The 23,967-nt window shown below is 73.3% G+C and carries 20 protein-coding genes; 17 read left to right on the forward strand and 3 right to left on the reverse strand.

Going from position 1 to position 23,967, the window contains the following annotated elements:
* Positions 1 to 20: 20 nt before the first annotated feature.
* The 16 genes from ORI94_RS31795 to ORI94_RS31870 all read left to right on the forward strand — a co-directional run bounded on the left by ORI94_RS31795 (position 21) and on the right by ORI94_RS31870 (position 18,316).
* The gene (locus ORI94_RS31795; RefSeq protein WP_266082030.1) at positions 21 to 929 is read left to right on the forward strand and encodes a hypothetical protein; all 909 of its coding nucleotides are present in this window, start codon (positions 21 to 23) and stop codon (positions 927 to 929) included.
* Positions 926 to 2,173: a class I SAM-dependent methyltransferase gene (locus ORI94_RS31800; protein WP_266082032.1), complete on the forward strand. Its 1,248-nt coding sequence runs from the start codon at positions 926 to 928 to the stop codon at positions 2,171 to 2,173. Before ORI94_RS31795 ends, ORI94_RS31800 begins: the two co-directional genes overlap by 4 nt.
* Entirely contained in the window at positions 2,167 to 3,318 is a 1,152-nt protein-coding gene (locus ORI94_RS31805; protein WP_266082034.1) for a Gfo/Idh/MocA family protein, read from the forward strand. Before ORI94_RS31800 ends, ORI94_RS31805 begins: the two co-directional genes overlap by 7 nt.
* Complete coding sequence (locus ORI94_RS31810) at positions 3,315 to 4,142, forward strand: MBL fold metallo-hydrolase (protein ID WP_266082036.1); 828 nt, start codon at positions 3,315 to 3,317, stop codon at positions 4,140 to 4,142. Before ORI94_RS31805 ends, ORI94_RS31810 begins: the two co-directional genes overlap by 4 nt.
* Positions 4,139 to 5,626 carry a YcaO-like family protein gene (locus tag ORI94_RS31815; protein WP_266082038.1) on the forward strand — a complete coding sequence of 496 codons (1,488 nt, stop codon included), beginning with the start codon at positions 4,139 to 4,141 and terminating at the stop codon, positions 5,624 to 5,626. Before ORI94_RS31810 ends, ORI94_RS31815 begins: the two co-directional genes overlap by 4 nt.
* Positions 5,623 to 6,546 (forward strand): sugar phosphate isomerase/epimerase family protein, encoded by a 924-nt coding sequence (locus ORI94_RS31820; protein ID WP_266082040.1) that lies wholly within the window; start codon positions 5,623 to 5,625, stop codon positions 6,544 to 6,546. Before ORI94_RS31815 ends, ORI94_RS31820 begins: the two co-directional genes overlap by 4 nt.
* Positions 6,543 to 7,823 carry a glycosyltransferase family 4 protein gene (locus tag ORI94_RS31825; protein WP_266082042.1) on the forward strand — a complete coding sequence of 427 codons (1,281 nt, stop codon included), beginning with the start codon at positions 6,543 to 6,545 and terminating at the stop codon, positions 7,821 to 7,823. The genes ORI94_RS31820 and ORI94_RS31825 overlap by 4 nt, the downstream gene beginning before the upstream one ends.
* Positions 7,823 to 8,701, forward strand: coding sequence for a PIG-L deacetylase family protein (locus ORI94_RS31830; RefSeq protein WP_266082044.1), 879 nt, complete (start codon positions 7,823 to 7,825; stop codon positions 8,699 to 8,701). Before ORI94_RS31825 ends, ORI94_RS31830 begins: the two co-directional genes overlap by 1 nt.
* Positions 8,702 to 9,939: 1,238 nt before the next feature.
* Positions 9,940 to 10,290, forward strand: coding sequence for an NADH-quinone oxidoreductase subunit A (locus ORI94_RS31835; protein ID WP_266082046.1), 351 nt, complete (start codon positions 9,940 to 9,942; stop codon positions 10,288 to 10,290).
* Complete coding sequence (locus ORI94_RS31840; protein WP_266082048.1) at positions 10,281 to 11,636, forward strand: hypothetical protein; 1,356 nt, start codon at positions 10,281 to 10,283, stop codon at positions 11,634 to 11,636. Before ORI94_RS31835 ends, ORI94_RS31840 begins: the two co-directional genes overlap by 10 nt.
* A complete protein-coding gene (locus ORI94_RS31845; RefSeq protein ID WP_266082050.1) occupies positions 11,629 to 12,558 on the forward strand; it encodes an NADH-quinone oxidoreductase subunit H in 930 nt (309 codons plus the stop codon). The genes ORI94_RS31840 and ORI94_RS31845 overlap by 8 nt, the downstream gene beginning before the upstream one ends.
* Positions 12,559 to 12,578: 20 nt before the next feature.
* The gene (locus ORI94_RS31850) at positions 12,579 to 13,142 is read left to right on the forward strand and encodes an NADH-quinone oxidoreductase subunit J (protein WP_266082090.1); all 564 of its coding nucleotides are present in this window, start codon (positions 12,579 to 12,581) and stop codon (positions 13,140 to 13,142) included.
* Positions 13,139 to 13,444 (forward strand): NADH-quinone oxidoreductase subunit NuoK, encoded by a 306-nt coding sequence (locus tag ORI94_RS31855; RefSeq protein WP_266082054.1) that lies wholly within the window; start codon positions 13,139 to 13,141, stop codon positions 13,442 to 13,444. Before ORI94_RS31850 ends, ORI94_RS31855 begins: the two co-directional genes overlap by 4 nt.
* On the forward strand, positions 13,441 to 15,387 hold the full coding sequence (locus ORI94_RS31860) for an NADH-quinone oxidoreductase subunit L (RefSeq protein ID WP_266082056.1): 1,947 nt from the start codon (positions 13,441 to 13,443) through the stop codon (positions 15,385 to 15,387). The genes ORI94_RS31855 and ORI94_RS31860 overlap by 4 nt, the downstream gene beginning before the upstream one ends.
* Positions 15,388 to 15,392: 5 nt before the next feature.
* Positions 15,393 to 16,898 (forward strand): complex I subunit 4 family protein, encoded by a 1,506-nt coding sequence (locus tag ORI94_RS31865; protein WP_266082058.1) that lies wholly within the window; start codon positions 15,393 to 15,395, stop codon positions 16,896 to 16,898.
* Positions 16,895 to 18,316: an NADH-quinone oxidoreductase subunit N gene (locus tag ORI94_RS31870; RefSeq protein WP_266082060.1), complete on the forward strand. Its 1,422-nt coding sequence runs from the start codon at positions 16,895 to 16,897 to the stop codon at positions 18,314 to 18,316. Before ORI94_RS31865 ends, ORI94_RS31870 begins: the two co-directional genes overlap by 4 nt.
* A 153-nt stretch (positions 18,317 to 18,469) precedes the next feature.
* On the opposite strand, the gene ORI94_RS31875 is transcribed toward ORI94_RS31870, so the two are convergent.
* The 3 genes from ORI94_RS31875 to ORI94_RS31885 form a co-directional block, all read right to left on the reverse strand.
* The gene (locus ORI94_RS31875; protein WP_266082062.1) at positions 18,470 to 19,789 is read right to left on the reverse strand and encodes an SPFH domain-containing protein; all 1,320 of its coding nucleotides are present in this window, start codon (positions 19,787 to 19,789) and stop codon (positions 18,470 to 18,472) included.
* Complete coding sequence (locus ORI94_RS31880) at positions 19,786 to 21,462, reverse strand: SPFH domain-containing protein (RefSeq protein ID WP_416237936.1); 1,677 nt, start codon at positions 21,460 to 21,462, stop codon at positions 19,786 to 19,788. Before ORI94_RS31880 ends, ORI94_RS31875 begins: the two co-directional genes overlap by 4 nt.
* 259 nt (positions 21,463 to 21,721) lie before the next feature.
* Positions 21,722 to 22,624 (reverse strand): TIGR03619 family F420-dependent LLM class oxidoreductase, encoded by a 903-nt coding sequence (locus ORI94_RS31885; protein WP_266082066.1) that lies wholly within the window; start codon positions 22,622 to 22,624, stop codon positions 21,722 to 21,724.
* Positions 22,625 to 23,048: 424 nt separating this feature from the next.
* On the opposite strand from ORI94_RS31885, the gene ORI94_RS31890 reads away from it, so the two are divergent.
* Positions 23,049 to 23,708, forward strand: coding sequence for a formylglycine-generating enzyme family protein (locus ORI94_RS31890; RefSeq protein WP_266082068.1), 660 nt, complete (start codon positions 23,049 to 23,051; stop codon positions 23,706 to 23,708).
* Positions 23,709 to 23,967: the final 259 nt, after the last annotated feature.

The following is a 23,967-nucleotide window of genomic DNA, read 5'->3' on the forward strand; positions in this document are numbered from 1 at the left end:
CCGCGCGGCGGGACGGGCGGGTGCCGCGCGAAGCCCTGCGGGCGGTCGTTCCGCTGCTGCGTGAGATCGGCGATCTCAAGAGAGTCCGTACGGCCGGCAGCGGCGCTTCCATGGCGGAACGTTCCTTCTGCCGTTCGTGGGCGGAGCTGATGCGGGACGGGGATCCCGACCGGATCGCTGTGCGCGCATGCGCGGCCGCCGTGGCCGGCGCGCGTCTGGCGGGGATCGACGGCCCGGTGCTGCGACGGTGCGGGCTGACGGCCGGGGACGCGGTGGCCGTGCTGGAGCGGTCCGTCGCCCAGCACGCGGACCGGCTGGACCCGGTGACGGCCGGTCTGCTGGTCGGGGCACTGCCCGACCTGGTGCGGGACCCGTGCGGCACGGATGCGGCTCCCGGGTTCGCGGCTGCGCTGTGCGCCCAGCCCCGGGCGGGCGCCACGTGTCCGGGACGACCGCGGCTGATGGTCGAGCCGCCCGAGAGCCACGGCGACCACTGCTGGGCGGTGGCCGTCTACGGAGTGCTGCTGGCCGAGCCCTTCGACGCCGCTCCCGGCGACGTCTTCCTGCTCGGCCTGGCCCACCACCTGCACAACGCCGTGCTGCCCGACGCGGGCTTCACCGGGGAGGAACTGCTGGGCCGGCACCTGCCCACGGTGCTCGCGCGGCTGACGCGACAGCGACTCGCCGACCTGCCCGGGGCTCTCACCGCGCGTGTGGAGCCGCTGCTCGCTCTGCGCGAGGGGGCCGACGCCCCGGCCGCACGGGCTTTCCACGCCGCCGACGTGCTCGACCGTGTGCTGCAGGTCCGCCACCACGCGCGAGCCGCCGCCTTCACCGCCGAGCAGGCCCTGGAGGACTTGGACCTGGTGCACCCCTGCGCGGTGTCCGGCTTCCACCGGGCGGTGCTGGACGCGGCGGAGACGGCGTGAGGGGCCCGGCGGGCCACGCGGCGACCGGCAACGCGACAGCCGGCCCCGCGGCGGCCGAAGAGCGGACGGGCGGCGCGGCGGGGCCGGGCACGGCCGGCCTGGTCAGCCCCGGCAACGGGGCCCCGCTGCGGGCCTGCGGTCCCGGGCTGCTGTCCGACGGCGAACGGCGCTGGCCCGTCGTGGCGGGCATCCCCTGGCTGCGCACCGGCCGCGAGGAACTGCGTCGGCGGGCGGTGCGCCGCATCGAGGAGGGCGATCCGGACGGTGCCGCGCTCGTCCTGCTCGCCGACACCGACGACTGGTGGGACGGCCCGGCCCCGTCCCTGGGCGATGTGCGTACCGCGCTGAGGTCGGCCACCCTGCGCGAAGCGGTGACGCTGCTGGGCATGGGCAGGGTCGGGGCGTACTTCCTGCACCGGTGGAGCGATCCGACCTGGCTGGCTGTGCTCGCCCTGACCGCACGGCACTCCCCCGGCGGTCTGCCGGTGCTGGAACTGGCGTGCGGCGCCGGGCACCTGCTGCGGGAACTGCGGCTGCGCGGGCACCGTGACGTGACCGGAATCGACGTGGTCTTCGCCAAACTGTGGCTGGCCCGCCGCTTCGTCGTCCCCGGGGCACGGCTGGTGTGCGCCGACGTCACCGCGCCGTGGCCGCTGCGCCCTCCGGACCGCCCCGCCTACGTGGCCTGCCACGACGCCCTGTACTTCCTGCCGCGCAAAGAGGAGGTGGTACGGCGTGCGCTGGCGTACGCCGGCGGTGGCGGTGTCGTCCTGGGCCACTGCCACAACTCCCTCGTGGACGGGCCGACCGCCGGCCTCCCGCTGGATCCGGCCGGATGGCGCGCGCTGCTGCCGGGGGCGGTCTGCTACGACGACGCCGACCTGACCCGCGCCGCACTGGACGGGACACTCCCCCGGTCGCAGGGAGCCGGGGAGCTGGCCGGCTGCGAGGCCATGGCCCTGGTGAGCATCCCGCCTCCGCCGCCCGTGCGCGGCCCCCTCTCCCCCGACCGGCCCGTCCCCGGGCGGTCCCTGCGTCCCAACCCGCTGTACCACGACGGTCTGCTGCGCTGGCCCGGGGAACGCTGGCGGGACGAGTACGGACCCGCCGCCCGCACCTACCTGCCCGACCGCGTCGACCTCTCCCCCGCCCTGCTCGCCGACGCCCGGGCCGGACGGCTGACGCCGCAGGTGGCCGATCTGGCCCGCCGCCGGGTGCTTGTGGACCTTCCGGAGCGATGGTGAACGCGGCGAACGGGCAGGCCGCTCCCGCCGCCGGGTGCCGCTGGGCGGTCGCCGGCTGCGGCTGGGTGGCCCGGGACCACTTCCTGCCCGGACTGCTGGCGGCCGCCGACCACGGGGCCGGCGGCCCGTCGCCCCGTCTCGTCGCCGTGACCGACACCGATCCGGCGGCCGCCGCCCGGCTGGCGGCCCGGGCGCCCGGTGCCCGGACCGCCGCCGACCTCACCTCCCTGCTGGCCGTGCACCGGCCCGAAGCGGTGTACGTCGCGACGCCCAACCACGCCCACCGCCCCGCGGCGGCGGCGGCCGCGGCGGCGGGGGCCGCGGTGCTGTGCGAGAAGCCGCTGGCCGCCGGCATCGCCGACGCCGAGCGGCTGGTCGCCGCCTGTGACCGGGCGGGGATTCTGGCGGCGACCGCCTACGACCAGCGTTTCCACCCGGCACACCAGGCCGCGCGGGAGGTGGTGGCCTCCGGGGCCCTGGGAACGGTCACGGCGGTGCGGATCACCTACAGCTGCTGGCTGCCGCCCGCCTGGTCGCCGGACGGCCGCCCGTACGACAACTGGCGCGTCGATCCGGCGCGGGCGGGCGGCGGGGCCGCCCTGGACCTCGCACCGCACGGACTGGACCTGGTGGGTGTCCTGCTCGGAGGGGACGACGTGGCGGAGTTGACGGCGCTGGTGCAGCACCGCGTCCACCCCTATCCGGTCGACGACGGCGCCGTACTGGCCGGCCGCACCGGTGACGCGGTCCTGGTCGGCCTGCACGTCGCCTACAACACCCCGGACACGCTGCCCCGCCGCCGGCTCGAGATCGTCGGCACCCTCGGGCAGCTGACCGCCGTCGACACACTCGGCCAGGACCCCGGGGGGCGGTTGTGGCTCACCGGCGCGGACACCGCGCGCCGCGTGCCCGTGCCGTTCGACACCGACGCGTCCCCCTTCGCCCTCCAGATCGGAAGGTTCTCCGCGGCCGCACTCGCGGTGCGCGCCGGCTGCCCGGTGCGGCGGACCTGGCCGTGGCCGCTGCACCGCGACCTGGCCCTGCACCGGCTGCTGCTCGAGGCGCTGTCCCGCGCCCGCGCGCGCTGCGCGCCGGACACGTCCCTGCCGCCGGTCCCGTTCACCGCCGAGGAAGGCCGACGATGACCCTGTCGATGTACGCCTGCACCCACTGCGGACACTGGCAGCAGTGGTTCACCACCCCACCCGCCTGCCCGGTCTGCTGCGACGTGCGCAACGCACTGCCCGAGGAGGGCTGGGACCTCTGCGACGAGAAGAGGGTCGACGCCCTCCTGGTCGCAGACTGGTACCGGCCCGCGCCGGGCGTGACCGGATTCCGTGCTTCGCCGGCCTTCGGCCTGGGTTCGACGGGCTGGCTGATCGAGGCCGACGGCGGCAACGTCGCCTGGGAAGGCGCCCCCTACTACCCGCCCGACGCGCTGGCCGAGATCGAACGCCTCGGCGGCGTCACCCGGCTGGGCGCCAGTCACGTTCACGGCTACGGCGCCCTGTGGCAGCTCCAGCGCCGTTTCGCCCCTGAGGTGGTGGCCGTCGGCGTACAGGACCTGCCGTGGACGAAGGCGTTCCGGGTCACCTGGCCGGTGGACGAGCGCCTCGAGCTGGCGCCCGGCCTGACCGTGCACCGCACCGGAGGCCACTTCCCCGGCCACTGCGTGCTGCACGACGAACGCCGGAAGATCCTCTTCTGCGGCGACGCCCTCAAGGTCGACCTGGACGGCACCGCGCCGCGGGCCCTGTCCTGCCACAAGGCCTACCACGCCCGGATACCTCTCTCCCACGACGAGGTGCGCCACTACCGGTCGGTGATCGGCGCACTGGACTTCGAGGCGGTGGCCACTCCCTTCGAGTTCGCCGCCCCGGTGACCACCACGGACGTCCTGCGCCTGTTCGACCACCAGCTGGCCGGCCGGCCCGGCACGGCCGCCCTCCGGCTGGGAGGCGACCGGTGAGCGCCGCCGCCGAACACCCGGTGGTACGGGCCTACCGGGACGCGCTGGCCCCCGGCCGACAGCAGGACTTCGACATCGGCGCGGCCGACCGCACCGGTCTGCCGGTCGTCTCGGCCGACCACCTGGACGCGGCCGGCGTCCGCAAGAGCGGCTGTGGATACGGAGCGGACCTCACCCGGGCCCGTATCGGCGCCTACGGCGAACTCGCCGAGGGAGTCCTGCTCGCACGGCACATGGCCCGCACCGAACGCCGTCGCGCCTCCTACGCGGAACTGGTGCGCGAACGAGGCCGGGACCGGGTCGCCGACCCGGTCGGCCTCGTGCTGCCGGCCGGCGCGGACTACGGCCCCGAGCGCCCCCTGGACTGGGTGCCCGCGCGCCGCCACCGCACCGGTGAGGAGGTCGTGGTGCCCGCCGAGTTCGCCGCCTCCTGCGGCTTCGACCTGCCGGGCGGCCCGCCACCCGGGGGCTGGCTGACCACACCGGTCACCAACGGGCTGGGAGCCGGAGACACCCGGGAACGGGCCCTGTCCCACGCGCTGCTGGAGATTCTCCAGCGTGACGGCAACGCCACCGCGCACCGCGCGATGGACCAGGGCGTGGTCGTCGACCTGGACGAGGTGAACGACCCGGTCACCCGCCGCCTCCTCGACCGGCTCCGGGAGGTCGGCATCGAGGTGCTGCCCAAGCTGGCCTCCACCCAGTTCGGCCTGGCCGACGTCCACGTCGTCGGCACGGACGAGACCTCGGGAACGCGCGAGGGCGCGGCAGCGCTGGCGCTCACCGCGTGCGGCGAGGCCGCCCACCCGGACCGCGAGACGGCGTTGCGCAAGGCTCTGACGGAGTACGTCTCCTCCCGCGCGCGAAAAGTGTTCTCCCACGGTTCCCTGGAGACGGTCGCCCGCATCGCCCCGCCCGGGTACCTCGAACGCGAGCTGTCCTCGCCCCTGACGGAACAGGAGCCCAGAGCGCTGTCGGCCATGCGGGCCTGGGTCTCCCTGGACGCCCGGCGGCTGCGGGAGCTGCTGGAGCCCGCCGTGCTGTCCCGGCGGTCCACCGTGTCCTTCTCCTCCCTGCCGACCGTGCCGTCCGGCTCACTCGACGACCCCGGCGTTCTTCTCGAGGACCTGCTGCTGCGCCTGGCGGACTTCGACGTCCTGGTGATCGAGGCGGACGGCCGCGGGGCTCACGCGGTCAAGGTGCTCGTCCCCGGCATGGAGGTGGAGACCATGACCTACGCGAGGATCGGCGAACGCGGAATCCGCAGGCTCATGGAACGCGGGCACCCGCTGGCCGGAGTGGGGCCCCTTCCCCACCCCGGAGCACGGCCGGTGCACCTGACGCCCGGGGCGCGCGAACGCCTCGGCGGTCCGGCCTGGTTCGACACCGAGGCCGCGCGGGCGGCGGTGGGGGCGCTGTACCCCCTCTACCGCGAACCCGACCGGCACGCACTGGCCCGCACCACCGCAGGAGCGCCCCGATGACCACACCCTCCGCCGACAGGCTGCGCTACGCCTACAACACCAACGGCATGACCTCGCACCGTCTGCACGACGCGCTGGCCCTGCTGGCCGACAGCGGGTACGACGGCGTCGCGCTCACCGTGGACGTGGCCCACCACGACCCGTTCGCACCGGATCTGGCCGCCCGCACGGCGTCGCTGGCCCGCCGCCTGGACCGCCTGGACCTGGACAGCACGGTGGAGACCGGAGCGCGCTTCCTGCTGGACCCGCGGCACAAGCACGAGCCGACGCTGATCACCGCCGACCCTGCGGGCCGGGCCCGCCGCCTGGCGTTCCTGCGCCTGTGTGTGGACATCGCCGCCGACCTGGGCGGTGAGGCGGTCTCGTTCTGGGCGGGCGTCCCGGCGGCGGGCACGGACACCGCCCCCGGCAGGACGGCGTGGAGCCACCTGGTGGAGGGGGCGCGCGCCGTCACCGCGTACGCGGCCGAACGGGGCGTCGTGGCGGCCTTCGAACCCGAGCCGGGCATGCTCGTCGAGGACTGCGCCGGCTACTGCCTGCTGGCGGCTCTCGTCCCCGGCCTGCGTCTGGCCCTGGACACCGGTCATTGCCTGGTCACCGGAGATCTGACACCGGATCAGGCGGTGGTGCGGCACGCCGGGGACCTCGGCGCGGTCGCCGTGGAGGACATGCCGTACGGCCGGCACGAGCACCGCGCCCCGGGCGAGGGCGACATGGACCTGCCCGCCGTCCTCGGCGCGCTGCGCGCCGTGCGGTACGACGGGCTGGTGAGCCTGGAACTGTCCCGCGACGCACACCGTGCCGACACCCTGGCGGGTTCCGCGCTCGAGGCGCTGCGCCGCGCCGAGGGCGCGGGAGCCGGCGGTCCCTCGCACTCCCCCGTCCCGCGCGACGTCGGCGCACCGCAGGGAGCGCGATGAGGATCTGCTTCGTCTCACGGCGCTACTGGCCGGCCGTGTCGGGCATGAGCGCCTACGCGGAGAACCTGCTGCGGGCCCTGACCGCGGCAGGTCACGAGGTCACCCTGGTGTCGCAGTACCGTGGTGACCGCCAGGGCAGCGCCGTCTACGGCGGCGGTCCTCCCCCGCCCGAGCGGGTTCCCGACGGTGTGCGCCTGGTGGCGCTGGAATCCCGGGGTGAACAGGCCGTGGGCGACGGGATGCCGGCGGACTTCGAAGCCGACGTCGCCGCACTGCGCGACACGGTCGCCGGCCTGCACGCCCGCGAGCCGCTGGACGTCCTGCACGCCCAGTACGGCTACCCGACGGGGCTGGCCGTACTGGAGGCCTCCGAGCGGCTCGGAGTCCCCGCCGTGGTCTCCATCCAGGGCGGCGACGGCCACTGGGTCGGCACCTGCTGCACCACCCACCGCACGGCGATCCGCCGGGTGCTGCGGGACGCCCCGGCCCTCCTGATCGGCTCGTCGTCCTTCAGGGACGCGGTCGCCGCCCGCCATCACATGGCGGCCGAGCGCTTCACCGTGGTCCCCGGAGCCACCGACACCGATCTCTTCAGCCCCGCACCCGAACGGCGGCCAGGGGCTCTCGGCGATCCGCCGGTGCTGATCTACCACGGTCGGATCGATGTCCGCAAAGGCGTCCTGGACCTGCTGGAAGCGGTCCGGCTTCTTCACGCCGGGGGAAGGCGGCTACGGCTGCGCTTCTCCGGTACCGGCCCCGACCTGGACCGGCTGGCCCACCGGGCACGACAGCTCGGCCTGGCCGGCACCGTGGAGATTCTCGGCCCCACCGGCTACCACGACGCCCCCGCCGTCTACCGCACGGGGGATGTCTTCGTCAGCCCCACCTGGGCCGAGGGTTTTTCCAACACCATTCTGGAAGCGATGGCCAGCGGACTGCCCGTGGTGTCCACCGACGTGGTCGGCGTGGTGGACTGCGTACGGGACGGTTTCAACGGGCTGCTGGTGCCGCCACGCGACCCCCACGCCCTGGCCGAGGCAGTCGGCCGGATGGTGGACGACGCGCCGCTGCGCGACCGCCTCGCGCGCACGGCGCTGCGGCAGGTGCGGACCCGGTGGTCGTGGCCGGTGGCCGCCGCGCGCATCTGCGGCGTGTACGAGGAGGTGCGCGCCGCGCGGCCGGCCGGAACGACGACCGGGGAGACCCGGGCCGGCGACGGCACGGCATCCGTCGTGGACCTGTCCTGCCGGTTCCGCCGCGAACCCCACCTGCTGTGATGCCGCCCGTTCCAGGCGTCGCAGGCGTCCGGACCGCCGTCGCCGTCAGCCCGCACCTGGATGACGCGGTCTTCTCCGCGGGAGGCGTACTGGCGCTGCTGTCCCGGACGGGCTGGCACGTCCGGGTGGTCACCTGCTTCACCGCGTCGGTCGACGGTCCCTGCCCCTTCGCGCTGTCCACCCAGCTCGACAAAGGACTTCCTCCCGACGTGGACTACATGGCCCTGCGCCGCGCGGAGGACAGGGCCGCCCAGCAGCGGCTGGGCACCCTCCGACCGGTCCATCTCCCTCTGCCCGAGGCCCCGCACCGCGGCTACGACAGTCCGTCGAAGCTTTTCCGGCCTCCCCGCCCCGACGACACCGCGGAAGCAGAGCTGCGGCGACTGCTCCACCACCACGTCGCGTCGGCGGACCTCGTTCTCGCTCCCCAGGGCATCGGCGGCCACGTCGACCACGTCCTCACCGCCCGGGCGGTCGCCGCCGCCGCACCGTCCCCGCGGATCGGCTGGTGGCGCGACATGCCCTATGCCGTCCGGGCGCCGCAGCCGGAGACCGGGGCCCGGCACGGCATGCCCAACGGGACGAGTGAGGTGACAGTCGACATCGGCGCCGTCCTGGCGGACAAGACCGCCGCAGCACAGTGCTACGCGACCCAGCTCGACTTCCAGTTCGGTGGTGTCGGACGAACGGGCACGGTCCTGTCCTCGGCGGCCCGGTCCGAGGCCCTGCGCGCCGGGGAGTCGTACATGGCCGGTGAATCGCTGAGGGCCGGGCACGCGGCCCGCCGGATGCTGGAGGAATACGCCCTGTACGGGGGGCTCGGCAGGGCGGCGGGCTCCGCGGCGGGACGAAGCAGCGCACCCGGGAGGTGCGGGTGATCCCGCCCTCGCCCGCTTCGCCCCACCGGGCCCGCGTCATCGCTCTCGTGGGCGCGCACCGCCGGTGGCACTGGCACTACGTCGCCGGATCCAGGCGGCCCTTCTTCCCTCAGTTGTCGGTCGTGCCGGTGGTGGCGGAAGGCGGCAGCGCAGACGCCGCAGCGCCGAGAGAACGGCTGTCGGCAGTGGGGCCTCCTGGGACTACGGGAACTTCGGGCTGCCTCGACGGACACGAGCGTGAAACAGCCGAGAGGCCACTGCCGCAGGTCGGCGACCGTCAACCACCCGTGGGCGCAGGCCACCGCGTTCGCCGGTCCCTTCCGCGACTTGATCGACAAACGCCCCGCCCCTTCCCGACCGGGTGAAACGCTGGTTCGGAAGGGGGCGGGGGCATCTGTGGGGCTTCTCCGGGGATGTGGGCCGGGACCGGACTCTTGCCGGTCTCCGGGTTGCGCGAAGAGCGCGTCGACGGCGGTGCTGCCGCGCGCCGGCGCGGGACGGGAAGCACGCGCGCTTCCGGAGCGCGCAGCCCGGGTTCGAGTGGCCGGGCCACCGGGCCGGGGACACGACCGACTCGCCGGTCTCCGGACGCAGGAGTCGAAGTGGTTCCGGCTGACCGCCCCAGGCTCCCGCCCGTCACCAGGAGGTTGTACGTCCCGGGACGCCGGTGCTCGGCCTCCACCGGCGTCCCGGCCGGGCGTGGGCCGTCCCACGGCACAGCGACCGGCACGGCTGCGAAGTCCTTCACACGCTGCCGTACGGCCGCGGCCGCGGCGGGTCAGCGCCCTCGGGGAGCACTGGCGCAGCAGTCCGCCGGTGTTCTCGCCGGGGCCTCGTGGCCAGGGGCTGTGCGGGTCCGCGAAGTGGACCCGCAGCCCGGTGCCGACGCCGCTCGCACGGCGGTGACGCCCGCGGCGCGCCCGTCCGGTCGGCAGGCTGCTCGAGCGGGTTGGTCCTTGCGGTGCCGGTTCACCGGCCGTCCAGCGTGGCGGCCGGGCCTCAGCCACCGCGGCCGTGATGCTCGGACGGACACCGGACAGGGCGGCCGTGCGGGTAACCGCTTTGGCTGCCGCACAACCCCCTCGGATTGGTCCTGTCCCCCGGGGTGAGCGGCGGGACGACGCGGACGGAAGGGAGCGACACGGGATGGCACGAGCAGAAGTCCCGCCGACCGGGAGTTCGACAGGACGTGTGCCCCCTCGTGCGCCGGGTGCGGTGGCGGGCGGTGGGACAAGAAGGTGAGTGGCTTCGCGGCCGCACTGTCCCTCCTGGGCGTCGCTGCGCTGGCCGTCGCCGGGCTGTACGGGGCCGCGTGGGCGCTGCGGGTGGCGCGGACTCCGCTGGCCGCACAGCCGTTCGGGTCGGGTCTGGAGCCCGGCGAGCATGCGGTGAGCCGGTTCCATGTGCGCTGGTACACGGTGACGATGCTCTTCCTCGCCTTCGACATGGAGATGGTCTTCATGTACCCGTGGACGCTCGTCATCTCCGTGATGGGGCCCAGCGCGGTGATCGAGATGTTCGTCTTCCTCGGCGTCCTGCTCACCGGAGTCGTCTACGCGTGGCGGGAGGGAGCACTGCGATGGACCTGACAGCCGTCCTGCTGCGCGTGGCCGCGGCCCGGCCGCGCGTGCTGCTGGTGACCACTCCGGGCGGGACGCCGGTGCGGCTGGCAGCCGAGAACGAGCTGCGGTCACGGGACTGGCCGCCGGCTTCCACTCCCGCCGGGGCCGACCTGATGGTCGTCGCGGGCCCTGACTGCCCGCGGCTGCGGTCGGCACTGGAGCGGCTGTGGCAGGACATGCCGCAGCCCCGTGCACGCGTGCGAGCGGCGACGGCTGACGAAGTGCCGTCGATGCTCGATGCCGGCAGCGCCCGGCTGGGTGCACCGGACCGTCAGCGCGCCGACGCCCGCCGGACCGCCCGCGGGAACGGGCACCGCGAAGACGCCCCGCACGGCGGTGGCCAGGGCGAGGAGCACGAGGACGGTGACGCGCACCACGAAGGCCACGACGACGACCGTGCCGGTCACCAGGACCCACCTGACGCGTCGGAGCAGGGCCACGACGGCGGGGCGGAGCACGGCGGCCACAACGGACACGCGGGCCACGGCGGCGGACACGGCGGCCGTGGAAACGGGGGCATGGAGATGCCGGGCGGGTTGCCGATGGCCGAGCGGGGCGAGGACCGTGACGGCCTGACGTTGGACCGTCTGCACGTGCCGCTGGGGCCGTTCCTGGCCGACTGGCCCGCGGGGCTGACCCTCCGTGTGGTGCTGCAGGGCGACGTCGTCCAGCAGGCCGACCTCGACGAGCCGCCCGCCGGGAGGCCGGCCGATCCTTTCTGGTCCCGGCCCTGGAGCCGGGCCGCGGCAGGCGAGCCGGTGAGTACGGGGCAGGCCGCCCGGCGGCGGGCGGCGGCGCACCTGGACAGTCTGGGCCGGCTGCTGTCCGTCGTCGGCTGGCCCGCCGAGGCGGTGACGGCCGGGCGGCTGCGTGACGACCTGCTGGAGGGGGCACCCGCCTCGGTGGTCCTGCCCCGAGTGGAGCGCTTCGCCCGGCGGGTCGGACGGTCACGGACCCTGTACTGGCTGACGCGCGGTGTCGGCCTGCTGAGCGCGGCCGACGCCCGGGCCGCCGGTGTCACCGGCCCGGCCGCACGGGCCGGCGGGGACGTACCGGCCCGCTACCGGCAGTGGCTCACCGACGTCGTGGACGACGTGCGGCAGTTGGGCGGGACAGCACCCCTCGATCCTGCGGTACGGGAGAGCCCGCGCGGCCGGTGGGACGCCGGCCGCCCGCCGTCGGCCGCCCTGGCCGAGCTGCTTCCCCGCCTGCTGGTGGGGGCCGAGCTGGGCGCGGCCCGTCTCGTCGTCGCCAGCCTCGACCCGGACCCTGACGAGCTGGCCGGCCGCTCGTCGGAGGTGGTCCGTGGCTGAGGCGGGACCGTGGTGGACGCTGCTGGCCGCCCCGGCGATGCTGCTCGGCTTCGCGGTGCTGGCCGTGGCCGGCAACGCGGCGCTGGAGGCCCGCAGCGCGGGCCGGCCGGTCACCCCGGGAACTGCGGTGCGGCCGCTTCTGGGTGTGCCGCGGGCGCTGCTGGCCCAGCCGCGGCGGCTGCCCGCACCGGACCGGCTGCTGTGGCGGCTGGGGGTGGTCACCGTGCCGGTGGCCGCGGTGCTGTCCACGCTGGTGATCCCGTTCGGGGACCACGCCGTCGCCGACCTGTCGGTCGGGGTGGTGTGGTTCAACGCCATGGAGGTGCTGACCTGGGCCGGGCTGTGGCTGGCCGGCTGGGGTCCCGACTCGGCGTTCTCCCTGGTCGGCGGTTACCGCTTCCTCGCCCAGGGCCTGGCGTACGAGCTGCCGCTGATGTTCGCGCTGATCTCGGCCGCCACCGGCGCCCGGTCGCTGCGGGTGGGCGACATCGCCGGCGCCCAGCACGGCCTGTGGTACGCGGTGTGGATGCCGTTCGCCTTCGCCGTCTACCTGGCCGGCGTACTGGCCTTCAGTTTCCTGGGGCCGTTCGCCTACCCGGCCGGGCGGGACGTGGCCGGCGGCGTGCTGGGGGAGACGTCCGGGGTGGACCGGCTGTTGCTGCAGGCCGGGCGGTGGCTGTGGCTGGCGGCCGGGGCGGCGATGGCGGTGCCGCTGTTCCTGGGCGGCGGGGCCGGACCTGGCCTGCCGGCCTGGTCCTGGTCCCTGGTCAAGACGCTGGCGGTGCTGGCGGTGCTGGTGTGGGTGCTGCAGCGGCTGCCGGTGGTCCGCGCCGACCGGTACGTGGAGTTGGCCTGGGTGGTGCTTCTTCCGCTGGCCGTCCTCCAGGCCCTGGTGCCGGCCCTGGTCAATCTCACCCTCTAGGAAAGGACCACGTCATGGGCATGATGGGCACGGTGCTGCTGTGGGTGCTGGGTCCGCTTGCCCTCGTCTTCGGCGTTCTGGTGTTCACGCTGGACTCGATGGCCCGGGTCACCTTCGCGCTGCTGGCGTCGCTGGTCTGCGTGGGGGGCGTGGTGACGGTGCTGGGACTGCCGTACCTGGGAGTGGTGATCGTGCTGATGATGGTCATGGAGATGGTGATCATGGCCGTTTTCATGATCGCTTACATGATGAACCCGGCCGGCCTGATGCCGATGTCGATGCTGCACAACAAGCGCGGCGCGTCGGCCGTCAGCGGCGTCGTGTTCGCCGCCCTGGTCGCGGGGGTCTTCCTGGTGCAGTGGCCCGACCGCGCGGGCACCCGACCGGCGGACACGACCTTCCAGGTCGGCATGTCCCTGATGGAAGAGCAGATGCTCACCATGGTCACCCTCGGGTTCGTCCTGCTGGCCACCATGGTCGGTTCCACCGTGCTCGCCACCCGGCGGGGCCGTTACGACCGCTTCGGCGACGACCTCGGGCAAAGGCCCGCGAACGACCCGGCCGGCGGGGGCGTGGGCCGATGACGTTCGAACTCCTGCTGGTCCTCGCCGCCGGGTTGTTCTGCACCGGTCTGTTCGGCGCGCTCTCCCAGCAGTCCATCGTCATGATCATGATGGGGATCGAGCTGATGATCGGCGGGATCATCGTGGCCGCCGCCTGCTTCTGGCACTTCCTCTCCCCGGCCGCCGCGAGTGGTCAGGTGGTGATCGTGGCGGCCGTGGTGGCGATGGCGGTGGAGATGGCCGTGGGCTTCGCCGTCACCACCGCCATCTACCGCGCCCGCCAGGTCGACATGACCGACATGGCAGGGGAACTGAAGGGATGAACGGCTTGGTATGGCTGCTGATCGCCCTTCCCCTGGGTGGGGGCGCGGTGCTCGCTCTGGCAGGGCCCCGCCGCCGACGCGGTGTTCCCGCCCTCGGTGTGGTGGTGGCCGTGGCGACGCTGGGCGTGGCCGTCGCCGCCGCGGCGACCCGGCCGAAGGACGACGCGCCGCTGTTCGCCGGGATGCGGGCGGGGCTGGCGGTGGACGGTCTGTCCGCGGTGATGGTGGTCACCGTCGCCGCCGTCACCACGGCCGTCCTCGCCTTCGCCGTGGGCGAGTTCACCGCCACCGAGAACCAGGGCCGCTTCTTCGGACTGATGCTGGTCTTCGCCGGCGCCATGCTCGTCACCGTCACGGCGACCACGCTGCCGCTGCTGCTGATGGCCTGGGAGGTGATGGGCGCCACCAGCTGGGCGCTGATCGGCTACTGGTGGCACCAGCCCGAACGGGCGCAAGCCGCCGACGTCGCGTTCCTCACCACCCGCGCCGCCGACCTCGGCCTGTACCTGGCCGCCGGCGCCGCCATGGCCGCGGGCATCGGCTCACTGCGCCTGGACGCCCTGCCGCACGCCGGTTCGCCGTGGCTGCACCTGACCACCGCGGGCGTCGTCGCGGCCGCCCTGGGAAAATCCGCGCAACTGCCGTTCTCCTTCTGGTTGTCGCGGGCCATGCAGGGTCCTGGTCCCGTCTCCGCGCTGCTCCACTCGGCCACCATGGTCGCCGCCGGCGCCTACCTGCTCCTGCGTCTGCACCCGCTGCTGGCCGCCACCGGCTGGGCCGGTCCGCTGGTCGCCTGGACCGGAGCGGTCACCGCCCTGGCCCTGGGCGTGGTCGCCGTGGCCCAGAGGGACCTCAAACAACTGCTCGCGGCCTCCACCTCCGCGCAGATCGGCTTCATGGTGCTGGCCGCCGGCAGTGGCGGAGTCGCCGCCGGCACCACCCAGCTCGTCGCCCACGCCGCCACCAAGTCGGGGCTCTTCCTCGCCGCGGGCGCCTGGCTGACCGCGCTGGGCACCAGGCAACTGCCCGCCCTGAGCGGCGCGGCGCGTTCCCACCGCCTGGTCGGCACGGCCTTCACCGTCTGCGCGCTCACCCTGGCCGGGCTGCCGCCCCTGTCGCTGTGGGCGGCCAAGGACGAAGTCCTCGCCGCCGCCCGCGCCGAGGCGACCGGTCTGTACGCCGTGGGGCTGGCGGCGGCGGCCGTCGCCGCCGTCTACAGCGTCAAAGCCGTCTGGTACGTCACCCGGCCCCTGCCCGCGCACCCGGAGTCCGGATACGACACCGAGCGGCCGGGGACCCGCACCGCCCGTACGCCACCCGTTCCGCTCCTCGCCCTCACCCTCGCCTCGGCCGCCCTGGGGGTGCTGGCCCTGCCGGGGCCTGCGTCGTGGCTGAAGCAACTGGTCGGCGACCCGGGCGAGCCGTCCCCCGAGCCGTGGGAGCTGGGCCTGTCCGCCGGCGTCGCGCTCACCGCCGCCGGTCTGGCGTGGTGGTGGGCGTCCCGACCGGCGCCCGTGCCCGGCGCCGCCGTGCGAGGGGCCGAAGGATGGCTGTACCTGGAGCGGGCCGCGCAGGCCGTCGTGGTCCGGCCCGTGCTCGGGCTGGCACGGGCTCTGGCCCTCTTCGACGACCGCGTCGTCGACGGCGCCGTGCGGCAGACGGCGCGCGGAGGGCTCGCGGCGGCCCGGCTCGCCCGCCGTCTGGACGACGGCGGCATCGACTCCGCCGTGCGGCAGACGGCGCGCGGCGGGCTCGCGGCCGCCCGGCTCGCCCGCCGCGTGGACGACGGCGGCATCGACTCCGCCGTCCGCTCGGTCGCCTCGGGCGCCCGGCACCTGGGCCGATGGGCGCGCCGCCCGCAGACCGGACTGCTGCACCAGTACTACGCGCAGGCCGCCGTCGGCTTCGCCGTACTGGTCCTGATCATCCTGTTGGTGAGGTAACCCCTGTGCTGAGCGTTGTCACCTTCCTGCCGCTGGTGGTGTGCGCGGTGCTGCCGCTCCTGCCGCGCGCCGTCCCCGACCGGGCGTACGTCTGGGTCTGGATCGCCACCGCCGCCGCCGACCTGGCCCTGGTCGTCGCGCTGTGGGCGGGCTTCGACACCGGCGGAGGGATGCAGTACGAGCAGCGGGCGCGCTGGATCCCCAGTGCCGGGGTCGGCTACCACGTGGGCGTCGACGGGCTGTCCCTGCCCCTGGTGGCGCTGACCTGCCTGCTGTTCCTGGCCGTCGCCGTGTACTCGCTGAAGGAGAGGCGGCGGGTGCGCTCGTACGTGTGCCTGTTCCTCTTTCTGCAGACCGTCAGCGTCGGCCTGTTCGTCGCCCTCGACCTCATCCTGTTCTTCGTCTTCTTCGACCTGTCCATCGTCGGCATGTTCTTCGTCATCGCCGGCTGGGGCCACGGCGGACGCGCTCGCGCGACGGCGCTGAAGTTCTTCCTCTACACCTTCAGCGGTTCCCTCGCCCTGCTGCTCGGCTTCATCGGCCTCTACCTGGCCGCCGCCCCGCACACCTTCGACATCGTGGACCTCACCAGTGCCAATCCGCTGGCCGGGCACGGCCTGTACGCCGGTCTCGTCCTGCTGGCGATCGGCGTCGGCCTGGCGGTCAAGACACCGACCGTGCCCTTCCACACCTGGCTGCCGCCCGCGCACACCGACGCCCCCGCCGCCGGCTCGGCGATCCTGGCCGGGATCCTGCTGAAAATGGGGACCTACGGTTTCGTCCGCATCGCGATGCCCCTGCTGCCCGGCAGCTGGCGCCACTACGCCCTGGTCATCGTGATCGTCGGTGCCGTGTCGGTGGTCTACGGCGCCCTGGTGGCGCTGGCGCAGACCGACTTCAAGCGCATGATCGCCTATACGTCGGTCAACCACATGGGGTACGTCGTCCTCGCCGTCGGCGCCGCCGGGACCCTGGCGGGCACCGATGCCCGGGCCCGCTCCCTGGCGGTGACCGGAGCGGTCACCCAGATGGTCAGCCACGGCCTGATCACCGGCGCCCTGTTCCTGCTCAGCGGCGTGCTGTACGACCGCGGACGGACGTACGCGATGGACGCCTACTCCGGCCTGGCCGCACACACCCCGCGTTTCGCGGCGGTGACCGGCGTCGCCGCGTTCGCCGGCCTCGGCATCCCCGGCTTCTCCGGCTTCATCGCCGAGTTCCAGATCTTCACCGGCTCCCTCGCCTCCCAGACGGTCGCCACCGCCATCGCCCTGACCGGGGTCCTCCTCACCGCGGCCCTGTTCCTGACCGCGCTGCGGCGCCTGTTCCTCGGCGTGCCGCGCCTGCCGCAGACCATCCCCACCGGCGGCATCGCGGACCTGCACCGCCACGAGGCCCTGCCCACCGTCACCCTGCTCGCCCTGGCGCTGGTGATCGGCGTCGTACCCCGCTGGCTCCTGGACGTCATCGAACCGGCCGGCCGCACCCTCACCGGACTGGTGGCACGGTGAACGAGAACCTGACCGCGCTCGTCCCGGAACTCTCCCTGGTCGGCGCCGCCGTCACCGGTCTGCTCGCCGGCTCCTGGCTGCCCCGCCGCCGCCAGTGGATCATCGGCTTCCTGGCAGCCGCCGCCTGCGCGACCGGGCTGGCGGCCACCGCGGTCACCATGATCACCGACCGCGGACAGACCGTGTTCTCCGACGCGTTCGCCGTCGACACCGCGACCGGCGTCGGCCGTCTCATCGTCCTCGCCGCCCTGCTGCTGATCATCGGCATGTCCGTGGAGACCGTACGGGGCCAGAAACGCGAGGCCGAGTACTGGGTGCTGCTGTGCCTGACCGGGGCGGGCACCCTGGCCCTGACCGGCGCGAACGACCTGCTGATGCTCTTCGCCGCCTACCTGCTCGCCGGCATCCCCGCATACGCGCTCGCCGGCTTCGCCAAGGACGCCTCCGGCACCGAAGCCGCCCTGAAGTACTACCTGATGGGCGCCCTGCTCGGCACCACCATGCTCGCCGGCACCGCCCTCCTGTACGCGGCCGGCCACGCAACCCTCTACCGCGAACTGAACACCACCCTGCCCACCGCCCCCTACGGCCTCGTCGCCGTCGGACTCGTCGGCGTACTCGCCGGACTGCTGTTCAAGACCGGCGCGGTCCCGGCCCACTTCTGGGTGCCCGACGTCACCGACGGCGCGCCCGCACCGGTCGCCGCCTACGTCACCACCCTCCCCAAGGTCGGCGGCCTGATCGCCGGCTACCGCCTGCTCCACCAGGCGATCCCCGGCAGCGACGTCAACTGGCCGCTGCTGCTCGCGGTCCTCGCCGCCGTCACCATGACCCTGGGGAACCTCGCGGCGTTCTTCCAGACCTCCGTCAAACGCCTGCTCGCCTACTCCACCATCAGCCAGGTCGGCTACCTCCTCATGGCCCTCGCCGTCGCCACCCGCACCGACCTGGCCCAGAGGAGCCTGCTGTTCTACCTCGCCGCCTACGCCGCCACCCACCTCGGCGCCTTCGCCGTCGTCGCCGAGCTCCCCCACGCCCGCACCCTGGCCGACTACCGCGGACTCGCCCGCCACCGCCCCGGTCTCGCGGCCGTCCTCGTCGTCTGCCTCCTCGGCCTGGTCGGCACCCCGCCCAGCGGCGTCTTCCTCGGCAAGCTGGAGATCTTCAGCGCGGTCATCGACGGCGGCTACACCTGGCTCGCGGCCCTCGCCGTCGTCAACACCGTCGCCTCCCTCTTCTACTACCTGCGCTGGCTCGCCCCCCTCTTCGCCACCGCGGAGCCCGCGCCCCTCGGCACCCATGCGGTCCTGGGCCGCTGGGCCGCCGTCACCTCCTACGCGGCCGGCGCCGTCTCCCTCGTCCTCGGCATCGCCGGCGAAGCCCTCCTTCCGCTCTCCGCGGGGCCCCTCCTGCGCTGACGCGCTGGGTGCGGTGCGGATCCCGCCCCTGCCCGGGACGGGATCCGCACCCTCCTTCCGGGAGGCGACAAAAACCCTCTGACCGCGTTCGAGAGGGGGTGCCCACGCCTCGCCGCGGCACCGCGCGAGGCCGCGCGCCTCAGGCTTCAGGCCTCAGGCCTCACCGTCCGCTCCTCCACCGTCGGAGTGCGGCGTCGCGGACTCGGGCAGCCCCGCCATCCGCGGCAGCAGTTGTGCGGCGATCAGCGTCGAGAGGGCGGAGTGGTCGCCGCTGCCCCCGTCGGTGCGTACGACCACCGGCTGCGGTGCCTTCAGCACCAGTTCCGCTCCCACCTCGAGGCGGCGACGGGCCAGTTCGTACTGCAGCACCGCGCGGTTGTCGCGGTAGGCCTGGGCGAGGGCGCGCTGCGCGCGGGCCTCGTTCTCGGCGGAGATCAGGCCGCTGCGGCCGCGGGTCTCGATCTCGAAACGGACCCGCTGGGCGTTGGTCTCCTGCTCCTCGAGCAGCTGGGCGACCTGCTCACGGGCCCTGTTCAACGCGGCCTTCACCTCGACGATGCGCGCGTCGCGCACCTTCTTCGCCCGCTCGATGTCCATGCCCAGGCTGTCGATACGGCGCTTGCGGGTCAGGCCCCACTCCTGCTCGTACGCCGTGCGCTCCTTGGCGATGCGCTCCCTGGTGGCCAGGTGCTGCTGGTACTGGGTCGGCAGCTGGACGTCCGGGATGTTGGAGCCGGTGATGCGCACGCCGTAGCGCGAGAGCTGGCTGTTGAGCAGCTCCTGCATGTCGGCCACGTCCGAGCCGCGCAGGTCGTACGCCCGCTCCGTGCGCATTCTGCGCGCCCGCTGCCGGATGGCGTCCTGCACCGCGCTGGACAGGACCAGGTCGAAGTTGCCCGCGCCGATGGTGCGGACGAACAGCACCGCGTCCGTGATGCGGAACTTCAGGAAGAACTCGATCGACCGCAGCGGGACGTTCTCCTGCGTCGGGCAGGCCATCACCGGGGCCGAATACGGGATCTCGGTGGCCACGTCGACCACGAAGTCCACCCTCGACCACGGGTGCCAGAGGTAGTGGCGGCCGGCGTCCAGAGTGCCGGTGACCGCGCCGTAGCGGGTCAGGACGCCGTGGGTGCCCTGCTCGATCTCGACGATCGAGGAACGCCACCACCAGAGCCCGCCGGCCAGGAGCAGGACGACCCCGGCGGCGTAGGAGAGGGTGGCGAGCGCGCCGTACGCGATGTCCGCGGCGCCGTCGGCATCCGCCTCGCGCAGGGTCAGCATCACGCCCGTGAGGAGCGCGAACAGGCCGAGCCACAGCGGCAGCATCCACCACAGCCTGCGCCGGTGGCGGGGGATGATGACCGGGGTGAGGGCGCCGGACTCACCGCCGCGCAGCAGTTGGGCGATGTCGCTCCAGGGCGCCACCGCCTCGGAGATGACCGACCTGCGGTTCATACGTGCGGTACTCACTGACCGGCCTCCTCGGAGAAGTCGGTGGCGTCGGGGTCCTCGTGCTTCTCGGCAGGGTGCTGGGCGGTCCGGCCCGCGGTGTCCGCCGTACCCGCGGTGTCCGCCGTCTCTCCGATCGGCGCCGACGGGACGGTCGGCCGCTCGGTCTCCAGCAGCGTGCCGATCTCCGCCTGACGTCCGGCGATACGGTCGGCGACCTCGGTCAGCCGCGACCGTACGGCGGCCATGTCCGCCTCGGTGAACAACTCCTCCCCGCGCTCGCCGACCAGCTCCCGGGCCAGCTGCAGGAAGTCGACTCCGACGGCACCGCTGCCGTCCACCGAGCCTCCGATGCGCACCAGGCGCGGCAGGCGGTCGGCGACCTGCTCGAGGGTGTCGAGGATCTGCTGCTGGTAGCGGTACTCGAGGATCTCCGGAGCCTCGGCCGCGGTCATCGCGCGGATGTCGAGGGCCTGCGCCTCCAGCAGCGCCGCGTTGGCCTTCGCCTCGGACTCGGCCTGGACGTAGCGCTGACGGGCCAGCGCCTGGGCGCGGTTGGTCTCACGCTCCACGGCGGTGTCCATCTGTGCCTGGTACTGCGCGATGTCGGCCTCGATGGCGGAGAGCGTCTCGTGGCTGGTCGCCAGTTCCTTGCTCAGGTCGCCCTCGTCCTGCTCCTTGCGGAGCATCAGTGCGTACTCGTGGGTGTACGCCTCCTTCGCCATCCGCACCATCTCCGGCGCGGCCAGGTCCATGCGGTACGCGCGGTCGGACGGCTCGGCGTGCGTGATGTTGGCGTTGGTCAGTTCGACCGCGGGCCGGAACTGCTGGTTCAGCTGCTCGAGGAGCCGGCCGGTGTCCTCGCCGACCATGTCGTAGATCCCGGCCGCCTCCTGCTCGTAGATGAGGCTGCGGATCGTCTCGCTGACGGCGTTGCTGAGCTTCTCCTCGAAGCCGCGTACCGCACCCAGCGTGTAGACGAACTCGGTCGGGTCACTGATCCGGAACTGGATGAACAGGTCGATCGAGGCCTTCACGCCGCCCTTGGTCGGGGCCTCGCGCACCGGAGCGTTGAACGGGTACTCGCGGGTGGTGTTGAGGATGTACGAGACCCGCTTCCACGGACTGATCAGGACCACCCGGCCGGGGCCGACGACCTTCTCCAGCTTCCCGAAGCGTGTGATCAGCGCCTGGCAGCCGTCCGGGACCATCACCATGCCCTGACGCCACCACACGAACAGGACCGCGAGCACGGAGATGATCCAGTAGTGCAGCCCGAAGAGCGGGTTGGTCAGCGGGCTGTCGTCCACGGTGGACACGACGGCGGTTCCCACCACGCCCAGGACGAGCAGCGACAGCACCGGCAGCATGCTCAGGAAGGAGCGGCCCTTCGGCAGCACCATGGGGCAGATCGCATGGACCTGCTCCCGGCCCTCGCGCTGCTGCTCGCTCTGGTTGAGCGCTTCGCCGGCCTCGTCGAGAGCGACGGTCTTCTGGTGCATGACCGTGGCGATGGAGCCGCCCTGTTCTCGGGCGGCCGGGAAGTCGGCGGGGTCCATGCCCTCTTCCTGCGGCGGGGACGAATCCCTGCCGGAGCCGTCCTGCCCCTGGTCCTGCTGCCGCCCGGTGCGCCGCCGGATCTCCTCTTCGGCCACCTGCCGCGGGTCGGCACCGGACGCCACCGTCGAGGCCATCCTGCGTAGGTTCTGGGTCCTCGCTTGTGCCACGGTTCTCCCTTTTCTTGTTTCCTGCTCGTCTTTTCGTTCGTCTCGCTTCAGGACCTACTTCTTGTGCGTGATCTCGATCGTGCTACATGGTTCCGGCCATGTCACACCACGGGCCCGGGTGCGGACAGCCGGGAGACCGATCGTGACCACACTGATGAAGAGAGGGATGCCCACCGGCGGCGTCGACGGACACCGGAAGGCATGTCGCCGCCGGAGCGATCCGGGCTCAGCCCTTCGCCACGAGCCGGAGGATCTCCCGGGCGTGCTCGAGGGACCCCTCCACGGTGTCCACGTCGTACATCGAGTCGATCATGAAGTGGTCGATGCCCGTCCGCTCGTGGACCTCCTTGACCGTGTCGGCGACCCGCTCCGTGCTCGTGCCGGCGTCGATGTTCACCCGCAGCACGGTGTCGATCGCCTGGGGATCACGGCCGGCCCGGCGGGCCAGTTCATCGAGCTGCGAGCGCTGCGCGACGAGCCCGTCGACGTCGACGTAACTCGGGACGACGATCAGCGGCAGCCAGCCGTCACCGCGTCGGGCGACGCGGCGCAGGGCGCGCTCGGACATCGCGCCCAGGTAGAAGGGCGGACGCGGCTTCCGCGCCGGCTTCAGCGGCGAGTGGTGCTCGGGCACGGAGAGCTGCGCACCCTCGTACCGCGCCGGGTCGGTGGTCCAGATGGCGTCGAGGGCGTCGAGCAGTTCCTCCATGCGGGCACCGCGGCGGGTGAAGTCCAGGCCGGCCGCTTGGTACTCCTCGGGGGACCAGCCGACCCCGAAGCCGGGCAGCAGACGTCCGCCGCTGATCAGGTCGATCGTCGTCAGCGACCGGGCCAGCTGGACGGGCGGGTAGAGCGGGGCGACGAGGACATGGGAGCCCAGCAGCACGCGGCTGGTCGCGGCGGCGGCGACGCCGAGGAGGACGAACGGGTCCGCCGCGGGGTTCAGTTCCTCCGGGATGGTGTTGCCCTGCCCGCCGTATCCCACGACCGGACGGACCGCGGCCAGGTTGCGGTCCCCCACCCACAGGCTGGTACCCCCGGCCTCCTCGATCGCGGAGGCGAACGCGGCCGTCTCGGCGATGCCGTACGCCTGGCGGTGGAACTGGGGGAGGGCGAAACCTGTCTTCATGGCGTCCTTCACACTGTGCCGCCGGCGGCCCGTCACTTCGGCTCCGTACCGGCATGATCATCGGATGAAATCCACCCTAGGCAGGACCGGGCACGCTCAACATTCGGCACACCGTACGTAGTTGAAGATTCATGAATGATGTCGGGTCGCCAGTTCCTTCGAAGGGTCCGGGGAACATCCCGCGACCCGGTGATGACGCGTGAGAGAAGACGTCCGCAAGCCCTCCCACGGGCTCCACCGCACGGATGGGAAGTGGCTCCACGGCGTACGAGGTTGATTCGGCCCCACCGCTGAGCGGACGGAGGTGCCGGGCGCTGGTCCGACAACGGCTTTGCCGCCTCCTCGGATCCCTCGGAGAGATCGGTGGAGCGGTGGGAGGACGCCGGTAGGGTGGGCCGTTGTGGACGTGGGGGCAGGAAACGGGATGGTCGCCGTCCCGTCGGGACGGGTGACGCTGTCGGACCGGCGGACGCAGAGCAGTTGGCCGGTCGAGGTCGCGCCGTTCCGGATGTCGGCGTTCCCGGTCACCCAGTCCTGGTACGCACGGGTCACAGGCCGACGGCCGAGTAGTACCCGAGGCGAGCGGCTGCCGGTCGAGGGTGTTTCGTGGTGGGACGCGGTCCGGTTCTGCAACGCCTTGTCCCGGCGCGAGGGGCTGACGCCCGCGTACGACCTGTGCGCCGACGCCGGGACGGCCGAGTGGGACACCTCCGCAGACGGGTACCGGCTGCCGACCGAGGCCGAATGGGAGCACGCCTGTCGTGCGGGGACCACTGGCGCGAGGTACGGCCGGCTCGACGAGGTCGCCTGGTACCAGGGCAACTCCGACGGGCGGATCCGTGCTGTCGGCGGCAGGCAGCCCAACGCATGGGGTCTGTACGACATGCTGGGCAACGTGTGGGACTGGTGCTGGGACGTCTACGACGCCGAGGTGTACGGCACCTACCGGGTACTCCGTGGCGGTGGATGGGCCGACGAGCACTGGAGCTGCCGGGCGTCGGTGCGGCGGCGCAGCCACCCGACCTTCCGGATCGACGACGTGGGTTTCCGCGTCGCGCGCTCCACGCCCCCGCCTCGGCCATGAACAGCCCCGTTCCGAAGCGGTCGGTTGAGCAGGCGTGACGGGCTCCGATGCCGGGCGGCGTGCCTCCCTGGAGTGGACGCACTGCTCCGCCCGGTAACGGCAGGGTGTGTGCGTCGCATGGTGAGAGGTCGCAGGGGGCGCATGGGGCGGGGATCGCATGGGGGGGCACGCATTCGCGGTTGAAGCCCGCAGCTCGATGACGCTCAGTGAGCGGTCAGGGGGCAACCCGATCGTCCCCGTCGACAAGCGCAGGGGCCGG

Origin of the sequence: Streptomyces sp. NEAU-W12 (assembly GCF_026242095.1) — a bacterium.
Taxonomy (GTDB): domain Bacteria; phylum Actinomycetota; class Actinomycetes; order Streptomycetales; family Streptomycetaceae; genus Streptomyces.